The organism is Variovorax sp. DXTD-1 (assembly GCF_003984625.1).
Classification (GTDB): domain Bacteria; phylum Pseudomonadota; class Gammaproteobacteria; order Burkholderiales; family Burkholderiaceae_C; genus Variovorax.
On the sequence record NZ_RWKH01000008.1, the window covers coordinates 141,769 to 157,069 of the forward strand.

Consider the following 15,301-nt stretch of genomic DNA (forward strand, 5'->3'; position numbering starts at 1 on the left):
AACGCCTACTCCTTCCATCCCTGTGAGCCAGCGTCCAACAGACGCCTTTTCCCGGATAACGCGAACCATGAATACGGCGGATGCCAAGCGCATTCTAGAAACCGCCTTGATCTGTTCGAGCCAGCCGCTGCCAGTGCGCGACATGCGCGTGCTGTTCGACGATGAGCTGGGCGTGGACACCATCAAGGTGCTGTTGCTTGAACTGCAGGAAGACTGGGCGCAACGCGGCCTGGAGCTGGTGAACGTCGCCAGCGGCTGGCGCTTTCAAAGCCGGCCGGAGATGCGCGACCACCTCGATCGCCTGCACCCCGAGAAACCGCCGCGCTACACGCGGGCTGCCCTCGAAACGCTGGCCATCATTGCCTACCGCCAACCGGTCACGCGCGGCGACATGGAAGACATTCGCGGCGTCACCATCAATTCCCTCATCTTGAAGCAGCTCGAAGACCGAGGCTGGGTCGAGGTGATCGGCCACCGCGAAACCGTGGGACGGCCGGCGCTCTATGCCACCACGCGGCAATTTCTCGACGATCTCGGCCTGGCCTCGCTGGACCAGTTACCGCTGATCGAGACGCCGGCCCAGCAGGCGGCATTGGTCGACGCGCTCGACCAGGCCTCGGGCAACCAGCCCGGCCTGCCGATGGAAATCGCCGGCGAATCAGACGCCGATGCCTCTGCTGCAGACGCGGGCCTGGAGGCGGAATTGACCCTGACCGCTGCCGAGAGCCCCGAGGCAACGGAAAATCAGGCGCAAGACGAGCCGCAGGCCGCCGAGGCGCACGCCGAAGTGTTCGATGCGGCTGAAGCCATCGAAGCGGTCGACGCCGCTGCCGCGCAATTTGCCGAGGACGCGGCCTCGCCCGAAGAGCCTTCGGGAATTCCCGCCCCCGAGGAAGTCGAGCCTCACGTTGCGCTCGAGTCCGAAGAAGTCCCGTCGCCCGACGAGACCGATCCCCACGCTGTTTCTCCCGGAAAAACCTCATGAGCTCCTCCGACACCGACGACGCGGCAATCGTACCGGTCCAGCCCGAATCCGATAAAAAAGAGGCGGTCACGGAAGTGTCCAGCCCCTCTTCGGATGCCGATGCTGGCGCATCCGCTCCTGTTGCCGGCGAAAGTGAAGGTCCCAAGAAAAAGCGTGCCCCGCGCCGCAAGAAGACGGTAGAGCCGGGTGCAGATGGCGAAGCCGCGGCAGCACCCGCGGAAAGCCCTGAGCCGGTGATCGAAGCCGTCGCGGAGGCGGCTCCCGTAGCGGCTCCCGTTTCGGCGCCAACCCCTGCCGCTCCTGTCAAGGCTGCCGCCCCGGTTGCAGCGGCTGAACAGCGCGAAGAGCGCCGCGAGGAAGAGGGCGCTCGAGGCCAGTACGACGACGAAGAAGAGGAAGACGAGCCCGACGAGGAAGAAGACGACCTCGACCGCGCACGCCGTGCCGCCGAGCGCGAGCAGCGCAATGCGCTGCCGCCCGAACCGATCCGTTTCGCGGACGTCATTTCAGGCCAGTTCGACGCCGACGAGGAGAGCCCCGAAGTCCCGCCGCTCAAGCGCGTGCTGCTGCCGGAGGCCGACTCGCCCAAGCTCCACAAGGTTCTGGCCCAAGCCGGCCTCGGCTCGCGGCTCGAAATGGAAGCGCTGATTCTCCAGGGCCGCATCTCGGTCAATAACGAACCGGCCCACATCGGCCAGCGCATCCAGTACGGCGACCAGGTCAAGATCAACGGCAAGCCCATTCGCTACCGCATCGCGCCGCCTCCGCCGCGCGTCATCGCGTACCACAAGCCCGTGGGCGAGGTCGTGACCCACGACGACCCGCAGAACCGCCCCACGGTGTTCCGAAAGCTGCCGCGCCTGCAGCAGGGCAAGTGGCAATCGGTCGGCCGGCTCGACCTGAACACCGAAGGCCTGCTGCTGTTCAGCAGCTCCGGCGATCTGGCCAACCAGCTGATGCATCCCCGTTTCGGCCTTGAGCGCGAGTACGCCGTGCGAGTGCTGGGTGCGCTCAGCGCCGAAGAAAAGAAGAAGCTGCTCGAAGGCGTGCGCCTCGACGACGGCATGGCCCAGTTCGGCACCATCGAAGAGGGCGGAGGCGAGGGCTTGAACTGCTGGTACCGCGTCACCATTTCCGAAGGCCGCAACCGCGAGGTGCGGCGCCTGTTCGAATCGGTCGGCCATGCGGTCAGCCGCCTGATCCGCATCCGCTACGGTGCCATGGTGCTTCCGCGCGGGCTGAAGCGCGGCGCCTGGATGGAACTCGACGAGCGCGACATCAGCGCTTTGTTCCAGGCCTCCGGCGGTGGCGCGCCACGCCCGCAGCAGCAGCGCGGGCCGGGGGGGCAAGACGGTCCGGGTGCCGGCGGTGGCCGCAACGGGCGCAACAAGAAGCGCCGCGGCAACAACCGCAACGCCGGCGGCGCACAGCAGCAGCCCCGCGACATGCGCGACGACGGCCGCGAAGCGCCCATTCCGAATCCGCTCGGCGACGGCCGGCCGCCGCGCGGTGAGCGCGGGGGGCGTGGCAACCGGGGCGGCGGTGGCGGTAACGCAGGCATGCCGCCGCAAGGGCGCCGCGGCAACAACAACAATCGTGGCAACCGCCAGGGTGAGGAGCGTCCGCCAAGCGGAGCGAACCAGCCCGATCCGATGAAGACCTCGCTCGGCTACATCGGCGCCGACAGCTTTTCGCGCCAGCGAAAGGAGCAGCGCCAGGGCCCAGGCCGCCGCGGCGGCGGTCCGGCAGGCGGTGGCTTTGGCGGGCAGGGCGGTTTGGGTGGCAACCGCCGCCGCGGACGCTGAAAGCCTGCCGCCAAGCGCAGCCTTTCGCGGGGTTTTCACCAAGGCCCCGGGCTGCGCCGGTTAAAATCAGAGGCTTTGTCGCCGTAGAGTGCAACATATTCGTTGCAGTCGTGACAAAACACTTCAAAATCAAAGCTCAGGAAGCACTTCAATGGCTATCGAACGTACCCTCTCCATCATCAAGCCCGACGCCGTTGCAAAGAACGTTATCGGCAAGATCGTTTCCCGCTTCGAAGCTGCCGGTCTCAAGGTCGTGGCCGCCAAGCTGGTGCACCTCTCGCGCAACGAAGCCGAGCAGTTCTACTCGGTGCACAAAGAGCGTCCGTTCTTCAAGGACCTGGTCGAGTTCATGATCTCCGGCCCCGTGTTCGTGCAAGTGCTCGAAGGCGAGAACGCAATCGCCAAGAACCGCGACCTGATGGGCGCCACCGACCCCAAGAAGGCAGCCCCCGGCACCATCCGCGCCGACTTCGCCGACAGCATCGACGCCAACGCCGTGCACGGTTCGGACGCACCCGAAACCGCAGCGAACGAAGTGGCTTTCTTCTTCGCCGGCCTCAACGTCTACGCACGCTGAAGCCGTATCCCGGCTGATTTCATGACCACGGCCAACCTGCTCGAATTCGATCTCGAGGGGCTGGCTGCGTTCTGCGAAAAGCTCGGCGAGAAGCGATTCCGCGCCACGCAGTTGTTCCGCTGGATCCACCAGCGTGGCGCCAGCGACTTCGCCCAGATGACCGATCTGGCCAAGTCGCTGCGCGAGAAGCTCGCCACAACCGCTCGCGTCGAGGCGCTCACGGTTCTCACGCAGCACGAATCCAAGGACGGCACGATCAAGTGGCTGTTCGACGTCGGCGACGGCAATGCCGTCGAAGCCGTATTCATTCCCGAAGACGACCGTGGCACGCTGTGCGTGTCGTCTCAGGCCGGCTGCGCGGTGGGTTGCCGCTTTTGCTCCACGGGGCACCAGGGCTTCAGCCGCAACTTGAGCACAGGCGAAATCGTCGCCCAGTTGTGGTTTGCCGAGCACTTCCTGCGCAAGCACCTGAAACGCGACGAGCGCGTCATTTCCAACGTGGTGATGATGGGCATGGGCGAGCCGCTGCAGAACTACTCGGCGCTGGTGCCGGCGCTGCGCACCATGCTCGACGACAACGCCTATGGGCTGTCGCGCCGCCGCGTGACCGTGTCGACTTCCGGCGTGGTGCCGATGATCGACCGCCTGGGCGTCGATTGCGCGGTCGCCATGGCCGTGTCGCTGCACGCGCCCAACGATGCGCTGCGCGACGATCTCGTGCCGCTCAATCGCAAGTACCCCATCGCAGAACTGATCGAGGCCTGCAAGCGCTATCTGGCGCATGCGCCACGCGACTTCATCACCTTCGAGTACTGCATGCTCGACGGCGTGAACGACCAGCCCGAGCATGCGCGGCAACTGGTGGAGCTCGTTCGCACGCATGGCATTTCGTGCAAGTTCAACCTGATTCCGTTCAACCCGTTTCCGGCCTCGGGCCTGCTGCGTTCGCCGCAGCCGCGGGTGCTGGCGTTTGCCAGGACGCTGAGCGAGGCCGGCCTCGTGACCACCGTGCGCAAGACGCGCGGCGACGACATCGACGCGGCCTGCGGACAGCTGGCCGGCGACGTGAAGGACCGCACGCGCGCTGCCGAACGCATGGCCCAGCGCCGTGCCGTGTCGGAGCGGCCTGTTGTTTTGCATCCGGTCCGAAAGACCACCCCCCAGGAGCACTGACCCAATGAGCATGGCCTTTCCGATGACCACCGCGAGCGCGCAGCGGCTGCTGGCTGCAAGCTTTGCCGGTGTGGCCGTGGCGTTTCTGCTCGGGGGCTGCGTCAACACGCGGACCACCACCACGAGCCTGGCCGACACCAGCTCGGGCAAGGGCGCGGAGATCGTCACCGAGTCGGACGAAAGCAGCCGGCAGCGCCGCGCGCGGCTGCGGCTGGAGTTGGCCTCGGGCTACTTCGAGCATGGCCAGAACACCGTCGCACTCGACGAAATCAAGCAGGCGCTGGTCGCCGACCCCAACTACGCGGATGCCTACAGCCTGCGGGGCCTCGTCTACATGCGGCTCGACGATGCCGGTATGGCCGAAGACAGCTTCCGTCGGGCCATTGCCATCAACCCTCGCGATCCCAACGTGCGGCACAACTACGGCTGGCTCCTGTGCCAGCAGAACCGCTATGGCGACGCGGCCCAGCAGTTCAGCGCCGCGCTCGCGGTGCCGAGCTACACCGACCGCGCCAAGACGCTGATGAACCAAGGCGTGTGCGAGCTCAGGGCCGGCCAGCGTCCGGAGGCGGAGCGCAGCCTGATGCAGGCCTACGAGATCGATGCCGGCAATCCGGTGGTCGGATTCAATCTGGCCTCGCTGCTGGCGCAACGCGAGGAATGGTCGCGTGCGCAGTTCTACATTCGCCGTGTCAACAACAGTCCTTCGGCCAGCGCCGAGACGCTGTGGCTCGGCATCAAGATCGAACGACGGCTCAACAACCGCGAGGCAGTTGCGCAGTTGGGAGGGCAACTGCAACGGCGCTTTCCGCAGTCCCGGGAGGCAATAGCGTACGAGCGCGGGAATTTCAATGACTGAACGGGTTTCGGAGTTCGGCACTTCCGCGGCACTGCCGCTCGAGGAAGGCGACATCACGCACAAGACGGCCGGCGACATGCTTCGCGAGGCGCGCGAGGCCCATGGCCTGCATATCGAAATGGTGGCCGCGGCGCTGAAGGTGCCGCCGCAGAAGCTCATGGCGCTGGAGGCGGACGATATCGATTCGCTGCCCGACCCGGTCTTTGCGCGCGCCCTGGCAAGCAGCGTCTGCCGCGCGTTGCGCATCGATGCCGCTCCCGTGCTGGCAAAGCTGCCGGGAGCGCAGCGCGCACCGCTGGCAACGGCCGACCGCACGCTCAAGAGCAACATCGTTTCCGGCACGCCGCGCTGGAACGGCAGCCGTTCCAACGGGCTGCCATCGCGCGCATTGCTGATCGTCGTCGCTTTGCTGCTGGTTGGGGCAGCGGTGCTGTTCTGGCTACCGCAGTCGGCTTTCGACCAGGTCGGTGCCGCCGTCTCGCGCTGGACGGCGCGCGGCGAAACCGAAACAGGTTCGGTGACCGAGGCGCCTTCGGCTGCAGCGGCGCCAGGCGGAGCATCCGTCGTCGAGAACACGCCGGTATCGCCCGTGCCGCCTGCGGCAAGTGGTCCGGCAACTGCGGCGGCGCCCGGAACGCGGGTAGCACCTGCCGCACCGGGTGCGCCATCCGCGATGGCCTTGCCCGCGGCCAACGCGGCCGCAACAGTTGCAACACCCGCTGCCGGTGCGGGGCAACCCCTTGTCTTCGTCGCGCGCGAAGACTGCTGGATCACGGTGACCGAAGCCGGCGGCAAGCAGTTGCTGCGCCGCATCGTGCAAGCGGGCGAAACCGTGGGGTTGTCTGGCGCGCTGCCGCTGTCGGTGGTGGTCGGGCGCGCATCGGCGGTCGATGTGCAAGTGCGCGGAAAGCCCTACGATCTGAAACCGGTCACGCGCGGTGGCGGCGTGGCGCGTTTCGAGGTGACATCTTGAGCGACTGCACTCCCCAACCCATTGAATCGGCAGCGCCGAAAGCGCGCCGCTCGCGCCAGGCCCAGGTGGTCTGGGGCGCGCGCACCGTCACGGTGGGCGGCGACGCTCCCGTGCGGGTGCAGTCCATGACCAACACCGACACGGTCGATGCCATCGGCACGGCCATCCAGGTGAAGGAGCTCGCCACCGCAGGTTCGGAGATGGTGCGCATCACCGTCAACACGCCCGAGGCCGCGGCCCAGGTGCCCTACATCCGCGAGCAGCTCGACCGCATGGGCATCGACGTGCCGCTGATCGGCGACTTCCATTACAACGGGCACCGCCTGCTCACCGACTATCCGGCCTGCGCCGAGGCGCTGAGCAAGTACCGCATCAATCCCGGCAACGTGGGCAAGGGCGACAAGCGCGATCGCCAGTTCGGCCAGATGATCGATGCGGCCATGCGGTGGAACAAGCCCGTGCGCATCGGCGTGAACTGGGGCAGCCTCGACCAGGAACTGCTTGCCAGCCTGATGGACATCAACAGCCAGCGCGCCGAACCGTGGGACGCCAAGCAGGTGATGTACGAGGCGCTGATCACCTCGGCCATCGAGTCCGCCAAGCTGGCCGAATCGATGGGCATGGCCGGCAACCAGGTCATCCTGTCGTGCAAGGTGAGCGGAGTGCAAGACCTGATCTCGGTCTACCGCGAACTTGCCCGTCGCTGCGAATACCCGTTGCATCTTGGCCTTACCGAGGCCGGCATGGGCACCAAGGGCACGGTGGCCTCGGCTACCGCGCTTTCGATCCTGCTGCAAGAGGGCATCGGCGACACGATCCGCGTGTCGCTCACGCCGCAGCCTGGCGAGTCGCGCACGCAGGAGGTGCTGATCGCCAACGAAATCCTGCAGGCTCTGGGCCTGCGTGTGTTCGTGCCGAGCGTGACGGCCTGCCCCGGCTGCGGCCGCACCACGAGCACCACCTTCCAGGAACTCGCCAAGCAGATCGACGACTACCTGCGCATGCAGATGCCGGTGTGGCGCAAGAAATATCCGGGCGTCGAAACCATGAAGGTGGCCGTCATGGGCTGCATCGTGAACGGCCCCGGCGAAAGCAAGCACGCCGACATCGGCATCAGCCTGCCCGGCACCGGCGAAGCACCCGCGGCACCGGTCTTCATCGACGGCGAAAAGGCCCTCACGCTGCGCGGCGACAATATCGCCAACGAGTTCCATCAGCTCGTCGAAAACTACATCGAAAAGCGCTTTGGCGGCGAGCACGCCGCCGTGGCCTGACACCTCCGCAGACTCTCATGGCTGAAAAACTGAATGCCGTCAAAGGCATGAACGACATATTGCCGCCCGAATCGGCGCGCTGGGAGTGGCTGGAGGCCACCGTGCGCGACCTGATGGGGCGCTTTGCATACCGCAACGTGCGCACGCCGATCCTGGAGCGCACGGCTCTTTTCGTGCGCGGCATCGGCGAGGTCACCGACATCGTCGAGAAGGAGATGTACTCCTTTGAAGATCGCGCCGACAAGCACGGCAAGTTCGAACATCTGACCATGCGCCCCGAGAACACGGCCGGACTTGTGCGCGCGGTGATCGAGCACAACATGCTGTACGAAGGCCCCAAGCGGCTCTGGTACACCGGGCCGATGTTCCGCCGCGAGAACGTGCAGCGCGGGCGGTTCCGGCAGTTCCACCAGATCGGTGCGGAAGCCCTGGGCTTTGCGGGCCCTGACGTCGATGCGGAGCTGATCCTGCTGGCCAATGCGCTTTGGAAGGCCATTGGCTTGACCGACGTGCGGCTCGAACTCAACAGCCTGGGCCAGCCCGCCGAGCGCGCGCTGCACCGCGCCCAGCTCATTGCCCATTTCGAGAAGCATGCCGACAAGCTCGACGAAGACGGCAAGCGGCGCCTGCACAGCAATCCGCTGCGCATTCTCGACACCAAGAATCCGGCGATGAAGGACGTGGTCGAATCGGCACCGAAGCTGATCGACTTTCTCGGGGCTGAATCGCTTGCGCACTTCGAGGGATTGCAAGCCATCCTCAAGGCCAACGATGTCGCATTCACGATCAATCCGCGCCTAGTGCGCGGGCTCGACTACTACAACCTCAGCGTGTTCGAGTTCGTGACCGACCGGCTGGGGGCGCAGGGCACAGTGTGTGCAGGCGGCCGCTACGACGACCTGATTGCGCAGATCGGCGGCAAGCCGGCACCGGCCGTGGGATGGGCAATGGGCATCGAACGTGTTCTCGATCTGCTGAAGGAGCAGGGCGCCGAGGTTGCTGCGCCCGTGCCCAATGCCTACGCCGTGGTGCCTGATGCCGCATCGATGCCTGTGGTGTTGCGTACCTTGCAGCAGTTGCGCGAGTCGGGTGTCAGCGTGCAGATGCATGCGGCCACTGCGGACGGGCTCAGCAGCTTCAAGGCGCAGATGAAGAAAGCCGATGCCAGCGGCGCCACCTACGCCCTGATTTTCGGCGCCGATGAACTTGCGCGCGGCGAAGTGACTCTCAAGTCGTTGCGCGACGGAAGCGGTGCGCAGAGCGCCCGCGCTCTTGCCGAAGTGGCCACCTGGGCCGCCACCCTACAATCGCCGGCTCCCAACACCTGATACGCATGGCAACCCATCTCGATCTCGACGAACAGGAACAGCTCGACCAGCTCAAGCATTTCTGGAACACCTACGGCACCCTGATCACCTGGGTGGTATTGCTCGTGGCCGGGGCTTTCGTGGCCTGGAACGGCTGGCAGTATTTCCAGCGCAGCAAGGCGGCGCAAGCCGCGGCGCTCTACGACGAGGTCGAGCGCAGCGCGCAGTCCGGCGACGTGGAGCGCATCCAGCGCGTGCTGGCCGACATGAAGGAACGCTTCGCCAAGACGGCCTATGCGCAGCAGGCCGGCCTTCTTGCCGCCAAGGCGCTGTACGAGAAGGGCAATCTGGACGCTTCGCGCGCAGCCCTCGGCTGGGTCGCCGAAAGCGCTGTCGATCCGGGCTACAAGGCGGTGGCCAAGCTCCGGCTGGCGGCCGAACTGCTCGACAGCAAGTCGTACGACGAAGCGCTGAAGCAACTCTCTGGCGATGTGCCCAAGGAATTCGAGCCTCTCGTGGCCGATCGCAAGGGCGATATCTACATGGCGCAGGGCAAACGCAACGAAGCGCAAGCCGAATACCGCAAGGCCTGGACCGGTCTTGGCGCGACGTCCGACTACCGGCGTCTCGTCGAATTCAAGCTCAATGCCTCCGGCGTCGATCCGAAAAGCCTGGCACCCGTGATCACGGTCACGCCGGCAGCCCCCCAAAAATCCTGATCGCATCGCATTATGAATTTCAAGCGTTTCATGCCTGAGTCGTCTGTCCTGCGCGCGGGTTCGGCTATTGTTTTGGTAGCAATGCTGGCTGCCTGCTCGGGCACCAGCAAGCCCAAGCCCGCCGAACTGCCGCCAAACCCCGGCCTGTTCGGGGTCCGCCAAGCCTGGAGCGTTCGCATCCCGGCCGTGAGCTTCCCCCTCGCGGTCGATGTCAGCGGCGACATCGTGACTGTGGCAGGTACCGACGGCACCGTGGTGGCCATCGATGCCCGTGCCGGGCGCGAAACCTGGCGCGGTAACGTCGGCGCCAAGCTGGCGGCGGGCGTCGGCAGCGACGGGTCGCTGGCCGCCGTCGTCACCGCCGACAATGAACTGGTCGCCATCGAAGGCGGCAAGGTCCTCTGGAAGCAGCGCCTCTCGGCCCAGGCCTTTACCGCACCGCTGGTAGCTGGCCGGCGTGTCTTCGTGCAAACGGCCGACCGCAGCATCAGCGCCTGGGACGGCCAGAGCGGCCGCCGCCTCTGGCTGCAGCAGCGCACCGCCGAAAACCTTGTGCTCAAGAAATCGGGCGTGCTGATTGCGGTGGGCGACACGCTGGTGTCGGGCATCGGTGGCCGCCTGGTCGGCATGAACCCGGGCAACGGTACCTCGCGCTGGGAAGCGCCGATTGCCGCACCGCGCGGCACCAACGACGTCGAGCGCCTGGTCGACCTGACCGGCAGCGTGAGCCGTGTCGGCGACACCGTCTGCGCCCGGGCCTACTACGCCAACGTTGGCTGCGTCGACACCGTTCGCGGCCAATTGCTCTGGACCAAGCCGGCATCCGGCGCCGAAGGCGTGAGCGGTGACGAAAGCTTTGTGTACGGCACCGAATCGGACGGCAGCGTCACGGCGTGGCGCCGCGCCGATGGCGAGCGCGCCTGGCAGTCGACCCGCTTCAAGAACCGCGTCCTGACCGGTCCGCTGGCCGTGGGACGTTCGCTCGTCATTGGCGAAAGCACCGGAACGCTGCACTTCGTCTCGCGCGAAGACGGCGCACTGCTCAATCGGGTCACGCCCGACGGCTCCGCCATTGGCGTAACCCCGGTGATGGCCGGCAATACGGTTGTCGTCGTGACGGCCAACGGCGGTGTGTTTGGCTATCGCCCTGAATAACTTTCTCGAAGGCCCGCCCATGAAAACCGCGCCAATGAAAGGCCGGCCATGAAGCCGGTCGTGGCTCTGGTCGGGCGTCCCAACGTCGGCAAGTCGACCCTTTTCAACCGCTTGACGCAGACGCGCGATGCCATAGTCGCCGACTTTGCGGGGCTCACGCGCGACCGCCATTACGGTAACGGCCGCCTGGGCAAGCACGAGTTCATCGTGATCGACACCGGCGGCTTCGAGCCCGATGCCGGCAGCGGCATTTACAAGGAAATGGCCAAGCAGACGCGGCAGGCCGTGGCCGAGGCCGACGTGGTGATCTTCGTGGTCGACGCGCGCGAAGGCCTTTCGGCGCAAGACCACGACATTGCCAACGAATTGCGCAGGCTCGGCAAGCCATGCGTGCTGGCGGCCAACAAGGCCGAAGGCATGCATGACGGCACCAAGCTCGTCGACTTCTACGAACTGGGCTTTGGCGACGTGCACGGCGTTTCCGCCGCGCACGGGCAGGGCATGCGCGATTTGGTCGAGCTGGCCCTCGCGCCGCTCAACCTGCCGGATCCGGAAGACGACACCGACGAAGACGACGTCAACAAGCCGATCAAGCTGGCGGTGGCCGGACGGCCCAACGTCGGCAAGTCCACGCTGATCAACACCTGGCTTGGCGAAGAGCGCCTGGTGGCCTTCGACATGCCGGGCACCACACGCGATGCCATTTCGGTGCCGTTCGAGCGCAACGGCCAGCGCTTCGAGCTCATCGACACGGCCGGCCTGCGCCGCAAGGGCAAGGTGTTCGAGGCGATCGAGAAGTTCTCGGTGGTCAAGACGCTGCAGGCCATCGAATCGGCCAACGTGGTGCTGCTGCTGCTCGACGCCACCCAGGGCGTGACCGACCAGGACGCGCACATTGCGGGCTACATCCTCGAGAGCGGACGGGCGGTGGTGATTGCCATCAACAAGTGGGACGCGGTCGACAGCTACCAGCGCGAGCAGATCCAGCGCCAGATCGAAACCCGCCTGCCGTTCCTCAAGTTCGCATCGCTGCATTTCATCTCGGCCATCAAGCGCCAGGGCCTCGGCCCGGTGTGGCAGGCGATTGCGCAGGCCCACAAGTCGGCCACCCGCAAGATGTCCACGCCCGTGCTGACCCGGCTGCTGCTGGAGGCGGTGCAGTTCCAGTCGCCCAAGCGCGCGGGCATGTTCCGTCCCAAGCTGCGCTATGCGCACCAGGGCGGCATGAATCCGCCGGTGATCATCATCCACGGCAATTCGCTGGAGCACGTGACCGAGGCGTACAAGCGCTTTCTCGAAGGGCGCTTTCGCAAGGAATTCGACCTCGTGGGCACGCCCTTGCGCATCCAGTTCAAAAGCTCGCAGAATCCCTTTGCGGACAAGGACGACTGAGCGCGCTTGCCGACCGATGGCAGCCAATGAGCTGCGGCTGCGCCGGAAGTTCCGCCTTTTGAGAGACGTTATTTTTCAAAGGCTTTTGACCCCGCCTGCTGCGGCGCAGAAACGCTGTGTTAAGGTCATCTCTCCAACAACTACTCTTGAACACGGAGAATATCGTGAGCAATAAAGGGCAACTTCTACAAGACCCGTTTCTGAACACCCTGCGTCGCGAGCATGTGCCGGTCTCCATTTATTTGGTGAACGGTATCAAGCTGCAGGGCCAGATCGAGTCTTTCGACCAGTACGTCGTGTTGCTTCGCAACACGGTGACACAAATGGTCTACAAGCACGCCATTTCCACTATCGTGCCGGGTCGTGCCGTCAACTTCTCGGCTGCCGAGAACGACGACGCCGCAGCCTGATCGCGCGGAGCGCGGCGGTATCCACCGCCGCGCTTTTTCCATATTTGATCCCGCTTGTCTGAACTGAACTCCCGCCAGGAAGGCGCCGCCGTTCTCGTCGGCGTCGATTTCGGGCTGCCCCATTTCGACAGCGAACTCGAGGAACTCGGCCTGCTTGCGCAGACCGCGGGCCTGGAACCTGTCGCCCGACTCATCTGCAAGCGCAAGGCGCCCGACGCAGCGCTCTTCGTCGGAAGCGGCAAAGCCGATGAAATCAAGGAACTGGCTGCGATGCACCAGGCCAGCGAGGTCATCTTCGACCAGTCGCTGAGCCCCGCGCAGCAGCGCAATCTCGAGCGTCAGCTCGATGTGGCGGTGTACGACCGCACCTTCCTCATTCTCGAAATCTTCGCGCAGCGCGCCCGCTCCCATGAAGGCAAGCTGCAGGTCGAATTGGCGCGGCTGCAATATCTCAGCACGCGTCTGGTTCGCCGCTGGTCCCACCTGGAGCGCCAGACGGGCGGTGCGGGTGTGCGCGGCGGTCCCGGCGAAAAGCAGATCGAACTCGACCGCCGGATGATCAGCGAGTCGATCAAGCGCACGCGCGAACGCCTGGCCAAGGTGCAGAAGCAGCGCGGAACGCAGCGCCGCCAGCGCGAGCGCCGCGAGACCTTCAACATCTCGCTCGTCGGCTACACCAATGCAGGCAAGTCTTCGCTGTTCAACGCGCTGGTGAAGACCCGCGCGTATGCGGCCGACCAGCTTTTTGCAACGCTCGACACCACCACGCGCAACCTGTACCTGGGCGACGCCCGTCGGCAGGTTTCCATTTCGGACACCGTCGGCTTCATTCGCGACCTGCCTCACGGCCTGGTCGACGCGTTCAAGGCCACTTTGCAAGAGGCGGTCGATGCCGACTTGCTGCTGCATGTGGTGGATGCCTCCAACCCGCATTTCCCCGAGCAGATGGCCGAGGTTCAATCGGTTCTTCGCGACATCGGGGCCGATGCCGTTCCGCAGCTTCTGGTGTTCAACAAGCTCGATGCTCTTGAAACCGCGCAACATCCGCTGCATCTGCAGGACGAGATGGAAATCGACGGCGTGCAGGTTCCGCGTATCTTCCTGAGCGCGCGAAGCGGCGAGGGCGTTCCCCTGCTGCGGGCCGAGCTGGCCCGCCGGTCGGGTTCCGTGGGCGATACGATGACCCCAGAGGCCGACACTGAATTGCACGATACCGCCAATTGATTGGGCACAATCCCGCCACTGACAAGAGAACGAAGCGAATGAATGCAAAGCCAGCGTGGAGAGGGTTTCTGGGCATGTTCAACCTGAACGATGGCCGGTGGGGGCGTGGCGATGAGCCCGCATCCAACGGCGACCGCCCGACCGGCAACCGACCTCCCGACGCAGACCCACCGGGCGCCCCGACGCCCCCGCCTTCGGGCAACAGCAACCAGAACAACGGCAACCGCCCTCGCGGGCAGGGCCCCAACCAGGGGCCGCCGGATCTGGACGAACTCTGGCGCGACCTCAATCGCAAGCTCGGCGGCTTCTTCGGCGGCAAGGGCGGCGGTAACCGCCCGAGCGGCAACGATGGCGGCGGCAACGGCTACAGGCCCGACATGAAGAATGCGGGCTTCGGCATCGGCCTCGTGGCCATCGTGGCCGTTCTCATCTGGCTGGGTACCGGCTTCTTCATCGTGAACGAAGGCCAACAGGCCGTGGTCACCCAGTTCGGCCGCTACAAGGCGACGGTGGGCGCGGGCTTCAATTGGCGCCTGCCGTACCCGATCCAGCGCCACGAAGTGGTCGTGGTCACGCAGATCCGTTCCACCGACGTGGGCCGCGACGCCATCGTGCGCACGACCGGCCTGCGCGAATCGGCCATGCTGACCGAAGACGAGAACATCGTCGAAATCAAGTTTGCCGTGCAGTACCGCCTGAGCGACGCGCGCGCCTACCTGTACGAAAGCAAGTCGCCCACCGAAACCGTGGTGCAGGTGGCCGAAACCGCCGTGCGCGAGGTGGTCGGCAAGATGAAGATGGATGCGGCCCTGGCCGAAGAGCGCGACCAGATCGCGCCTCGCGTGCGTACGCTGATGCAGACCATCCTCGACCGCTACAAGGTCGGTGTCGAGGTGGTCAACATCAACTTGCAGCAGGGCGGCGTGCGACCGCCGGAGCAGGTGCAAGCCGCGTTCGACGACGTGCTCAAGGCCGGACAGGAACGCGAGCGCGCCAAGAACGAAGCCCAGGCCTATGCCAACGACGTGGTGCCGCGTGCAACGGGTACCGCCTCGCGCCTGAAGGAAGAGTCCGAGGCGTACAAGGCACGCATCGTCGCGCAAGCGCAGGGTGATGCCGGCCGCTTCGCCGCCGTGCTGGCCGAGTACCAGAAGGCGCCGCAGGTCACGCGCGACCGCATGTACACCGATGCCATGCAGCAGATCTACGCCAGCACCACCAAGGTGCTGGTCGATACCAAGCAAGGCTCCAACCTGCTGTACCTGCCGCTCGACAAGCTCATGCAGGCGAGCGGCAACAACCAGGCAACGCCCGTCGATGCAGCCAGCCCCAGCGTGGCCGGCACTGCGCCCGCCCAGTCCTCGGTGATTCCCGTGGCCCCCGCCGCCGGCGACAACCGCGCCCGCGACGGCCGTTCGCGCGACCGCGACGTGCGTTGAAAAGGCTAA

Annotated in this window: 14 protein-coding genes; all 14 read left to right on the forward strand. The window is 65.6% G+C overall.

Going from position 1 to position 15,301, the window contains the following annotated elements; all coding sequences use genetic code 11:
• The first annotated feature begins 67 nt into the window (after positions 1 to 67).
• The 14 genes from scpB to hflK all read left to right on the forward strand — a co-directional run bounded on the left by scpB (position 68) and on the right by hflK (position 15,292).
• Positions 68 to 985 carry an SMC-Scp complex subunit ScpB gene (gene scpB / locus EJI00_RS09830; protein ID WP_126747277.1) on the forward strand — a complete coding sequence of 306 codons (918 nt, stop codon included), beginning with the start codon at positions 68 to 70 and terminating at the stop codon, positions 983 to 985.
• Positions 982 to 2,790, forward strand: coding sequence for a pseudouridine synthase (locus EJI00_RS09835; protein WP_126747278.1), 1,809 nt, complete (start codon positions 982 to 984; stop codon positions 2,788 to 2,790). Before scpB ends, EJI00_RS09835 begins: the two co-directional genes overlap by 4 nt.
• 151 nt (positions 2,791 to 2,941) lie before the next feature.
• Positions 2,942 to 3,367 carry a nucleoside-diphosphate kinase gene (gene ndk, locus EJI00_RS09840; protein ID WP_126747279.1) on the forward strand — a complete coding sequence of 142 codons (426 nt, stop codon included), beginning with the start codon at positions 2,942 to 2,944 and terminating at the stop codon, positions 3,365 to 3,367.
• A 21-nt stretch (positions 3,368 to 3,388) separates the two neighbouring features.
• Complete coding sequence (gene rlmN / locus EJI00_RS09845) at positions 3,389 to 4,540, forward strand: 23S rRNA (adenine(2503)-C(2))-methyltransferase RlmN (protein WP_126747280.1); 1,152 nt, start codon at positions 3,389 to 3,391, stop codon at positions 4,538 to 4,540.
• Between the two features lie 4 nt (positions 4,541 to 4,544).
• Entirely contained in the window at positions 4,545 to 5,399 is an 855-nt protein-coding gene (gene pilW, locus EJI00_RS09850) for a type IV pilus biogenesis/stability protein PilW (protein ID WP_126747281.1), read from the forward strand.
• Entirely contained in the window at positions 5,392 to 6,372 is a 981-nt protein-coding gene (locus EJI00_RS09855) for a helix-turn-helix domain-containing protein (RefSeq protein WP_126747282.1), read from the forward strand. Before pilW ends, EJI00_RS09855 begins: the two co-directional genes overlap by 8 nt.
• Complete coding sequence (ispG, locus tag EJI00_RS09860) at positions 6,369 to 7,646, forward strand: flavodoxin-dependent (E)-4-hydroxy-3-methylbut-2-enyl-diphosphate synthase (protein ID WP_126747283.1); 1,278 nt, start codon at positions 6,369 to 6,371, stop codon at positions 7,644 to 7,646. Before EJI00_RS09855 ends, ispG begins: the two co-directional genes overlap by 4 nt.
• A gap of 17 nt (positions 7,647 to 7,663) precedes the next feature.
• The gene (gene hisS / locus EJI00_RS09865) at positions 7,664 to 8,974 is read left to right on the forward strand and encodes a histidine--tRNA ligase (RefSeq protein WP_126747284.1); all 1,311 of its coding nucleotides are present in this window, start codon (positions 7,664 to 7,666) and stop codon (positions 8,972 to 8,974) included.
• Between the two features lie 5 nt (positions 8,975 to 8,979).
• Positions 8,980 to 9,672 (forward strand): YfgM family protein, encoded by a 693-nt coding sequence (locus EJI00_RS09870; RefSeq protein ID WP_126747285.1) that lies wholly within the window; start codon positions 8,980 to 8,982, stop codon positions 9,670 to 9,672.
• Between the two features lie 12 nt (positions 9,673 to 9,684).
• A complete protein-coding gene (gene bamB, locus EJI00_RS09875; protein ID WP_126747286.1) occupies positions 9,685 to 10,827 on the forward strand; it encodes an outer membrane protein assembly factor BamB in 1,143 nt (380 codons plus the stop codon).
• A 48-nt stretch (positions 10,828 to 10,875) separates the two neighbouring features.
• Complete coding sequence (der, locus tag EJI00_RS09880) at positions 10,876 to 12,219, forward strand: ribosome biogenesis GTPase Der (protein ID WP_126747287.1); 1,344 nt, start codon at positions 10,876 to 10,878, stop codon at positions 12,217 to 12,219.
• A gap of 164 nt (positions 12,220 to 12,383) precedes the next feature.
• Positions 12,384 to 12,629, forward strand: a complete 246-nt coding sequence (gene hfq / locus EJI00_RS09885) for an RNA chaperone Hfq (RefSeq protein ID WP_012747311.1) — start codon at positions 12,384 to 12,386, stop codon at positions 12,627 to 12,629.
• A 54-nt stretch (positions 12,630 to 12,683) separates the two neighbouring features.
• Positions 12,684 to 13,853: a GTPase HflX gene (gene hflX / locus EJI00_RS09890; protein WP_126747288.1), complete on the forward strand. Its 1,170-nt coding sequence runs from the start codon at positions 12,684 to 12,686 to the stop codon at positions 13,851 to 13,853.
• 74 nt (positions 13,854 to 13,927) lie between these two features.
• The gene (hflK, locus tag EJI00_RS09895; RefSeq protein WP_126747344.1) at positions 13,928 to 15,292 is read left to right on the forward strand and encodes an FtsH protease activity modulator HflK; all 1,365 of its coding nucleotides are present in this window, start codon (positions 13,928 to 13,930) and stop codon (positions 15,290 to 15,292) included.
• The last annotated feature ends 9 nt before the right edge of the window (positions 15,293 to 15,301 follow it).

What these genes read in the sequence shown, in the direction of transcription:
- EJI00_RS09870 (WP_126747285.1), top strand. Translation starts at nt 8,980, where the DNA reads ATGGCAACCCATCTCGATCTCGACGAACAGGAACAGCTCGACCAGCTC.
- pilW (WP_126747281.1), top strand. Translation starts at nt 4,545, where the DNA reads ATGAGCATGGCCTTTCCGATGACCACCGCGAGCGCGCAGCGGCTGCTG.
- scpB (WP_126747277.1), top strand. Translation starts at nt 68, where the DNA reads ATGAATACGGCGGATGCCAAGCGCATTCTAGAAACCGCCTTGATCTGT.
- EJI00_RS09835 (WP_126747278.1), top strand. Translation starts at nt 982, where the DNA reads ATGAGCTCCTCCGACACCGACGACGCGGCAATCGTACCGGTCCAGCCC.
- ndk (WP_126747279.1), top strand. Translation starts at nt 2,942, where the DNA reads ATGGCTATCGAACGTACCCTCTCCATCATCAAGCCCGACGCCGTTGCA.
- hflK (WP_126747344.1), top strand. Translation starts at nt 13,928, where the DNA reads ATGTTCAACCTGAACGATGGCCGGTGGGGGCGTGGCGATGAGCCCGCA.
- rlmN (WP_126747280.1), top strand. Translation starts at nt 3,389, where the DNA reads ATGACCACGGCCAACCTGCTCGAATTCGATCTCGAGGGGCTGGCTGCG.
- bamB (WP_126747286.1), top strand. Translation starts at nt 9,685, where the DNA reads ATGAATTTCAAGCGTTTCATGCCTGAGTCGTCTGTCCTGCGCGCGGGT.
- hisS (WP_126747284.1), top strand. Translation starts at nt 7,664, where the DNA reads ATGGCTGAAAAACTGAATGCCGTCAAAGGCATGAACGACATATTGCCG.
- EJI00_RS09855 (WP_126747282.1), top strand. Translation starts at nt 5,392, where the DNA reads ATGACTGAACGGGTTTCGGAGTTCGGCACTTCCGCGGCACTGCCGCTC.
- der (WP_126747287.1), top strand. Translation starts at nt 10,876, where the DNA reads ATGAAGCCGGTCGTGGCTCTGGTCGGGCGTCCCAACGTCGGCAAGTCG.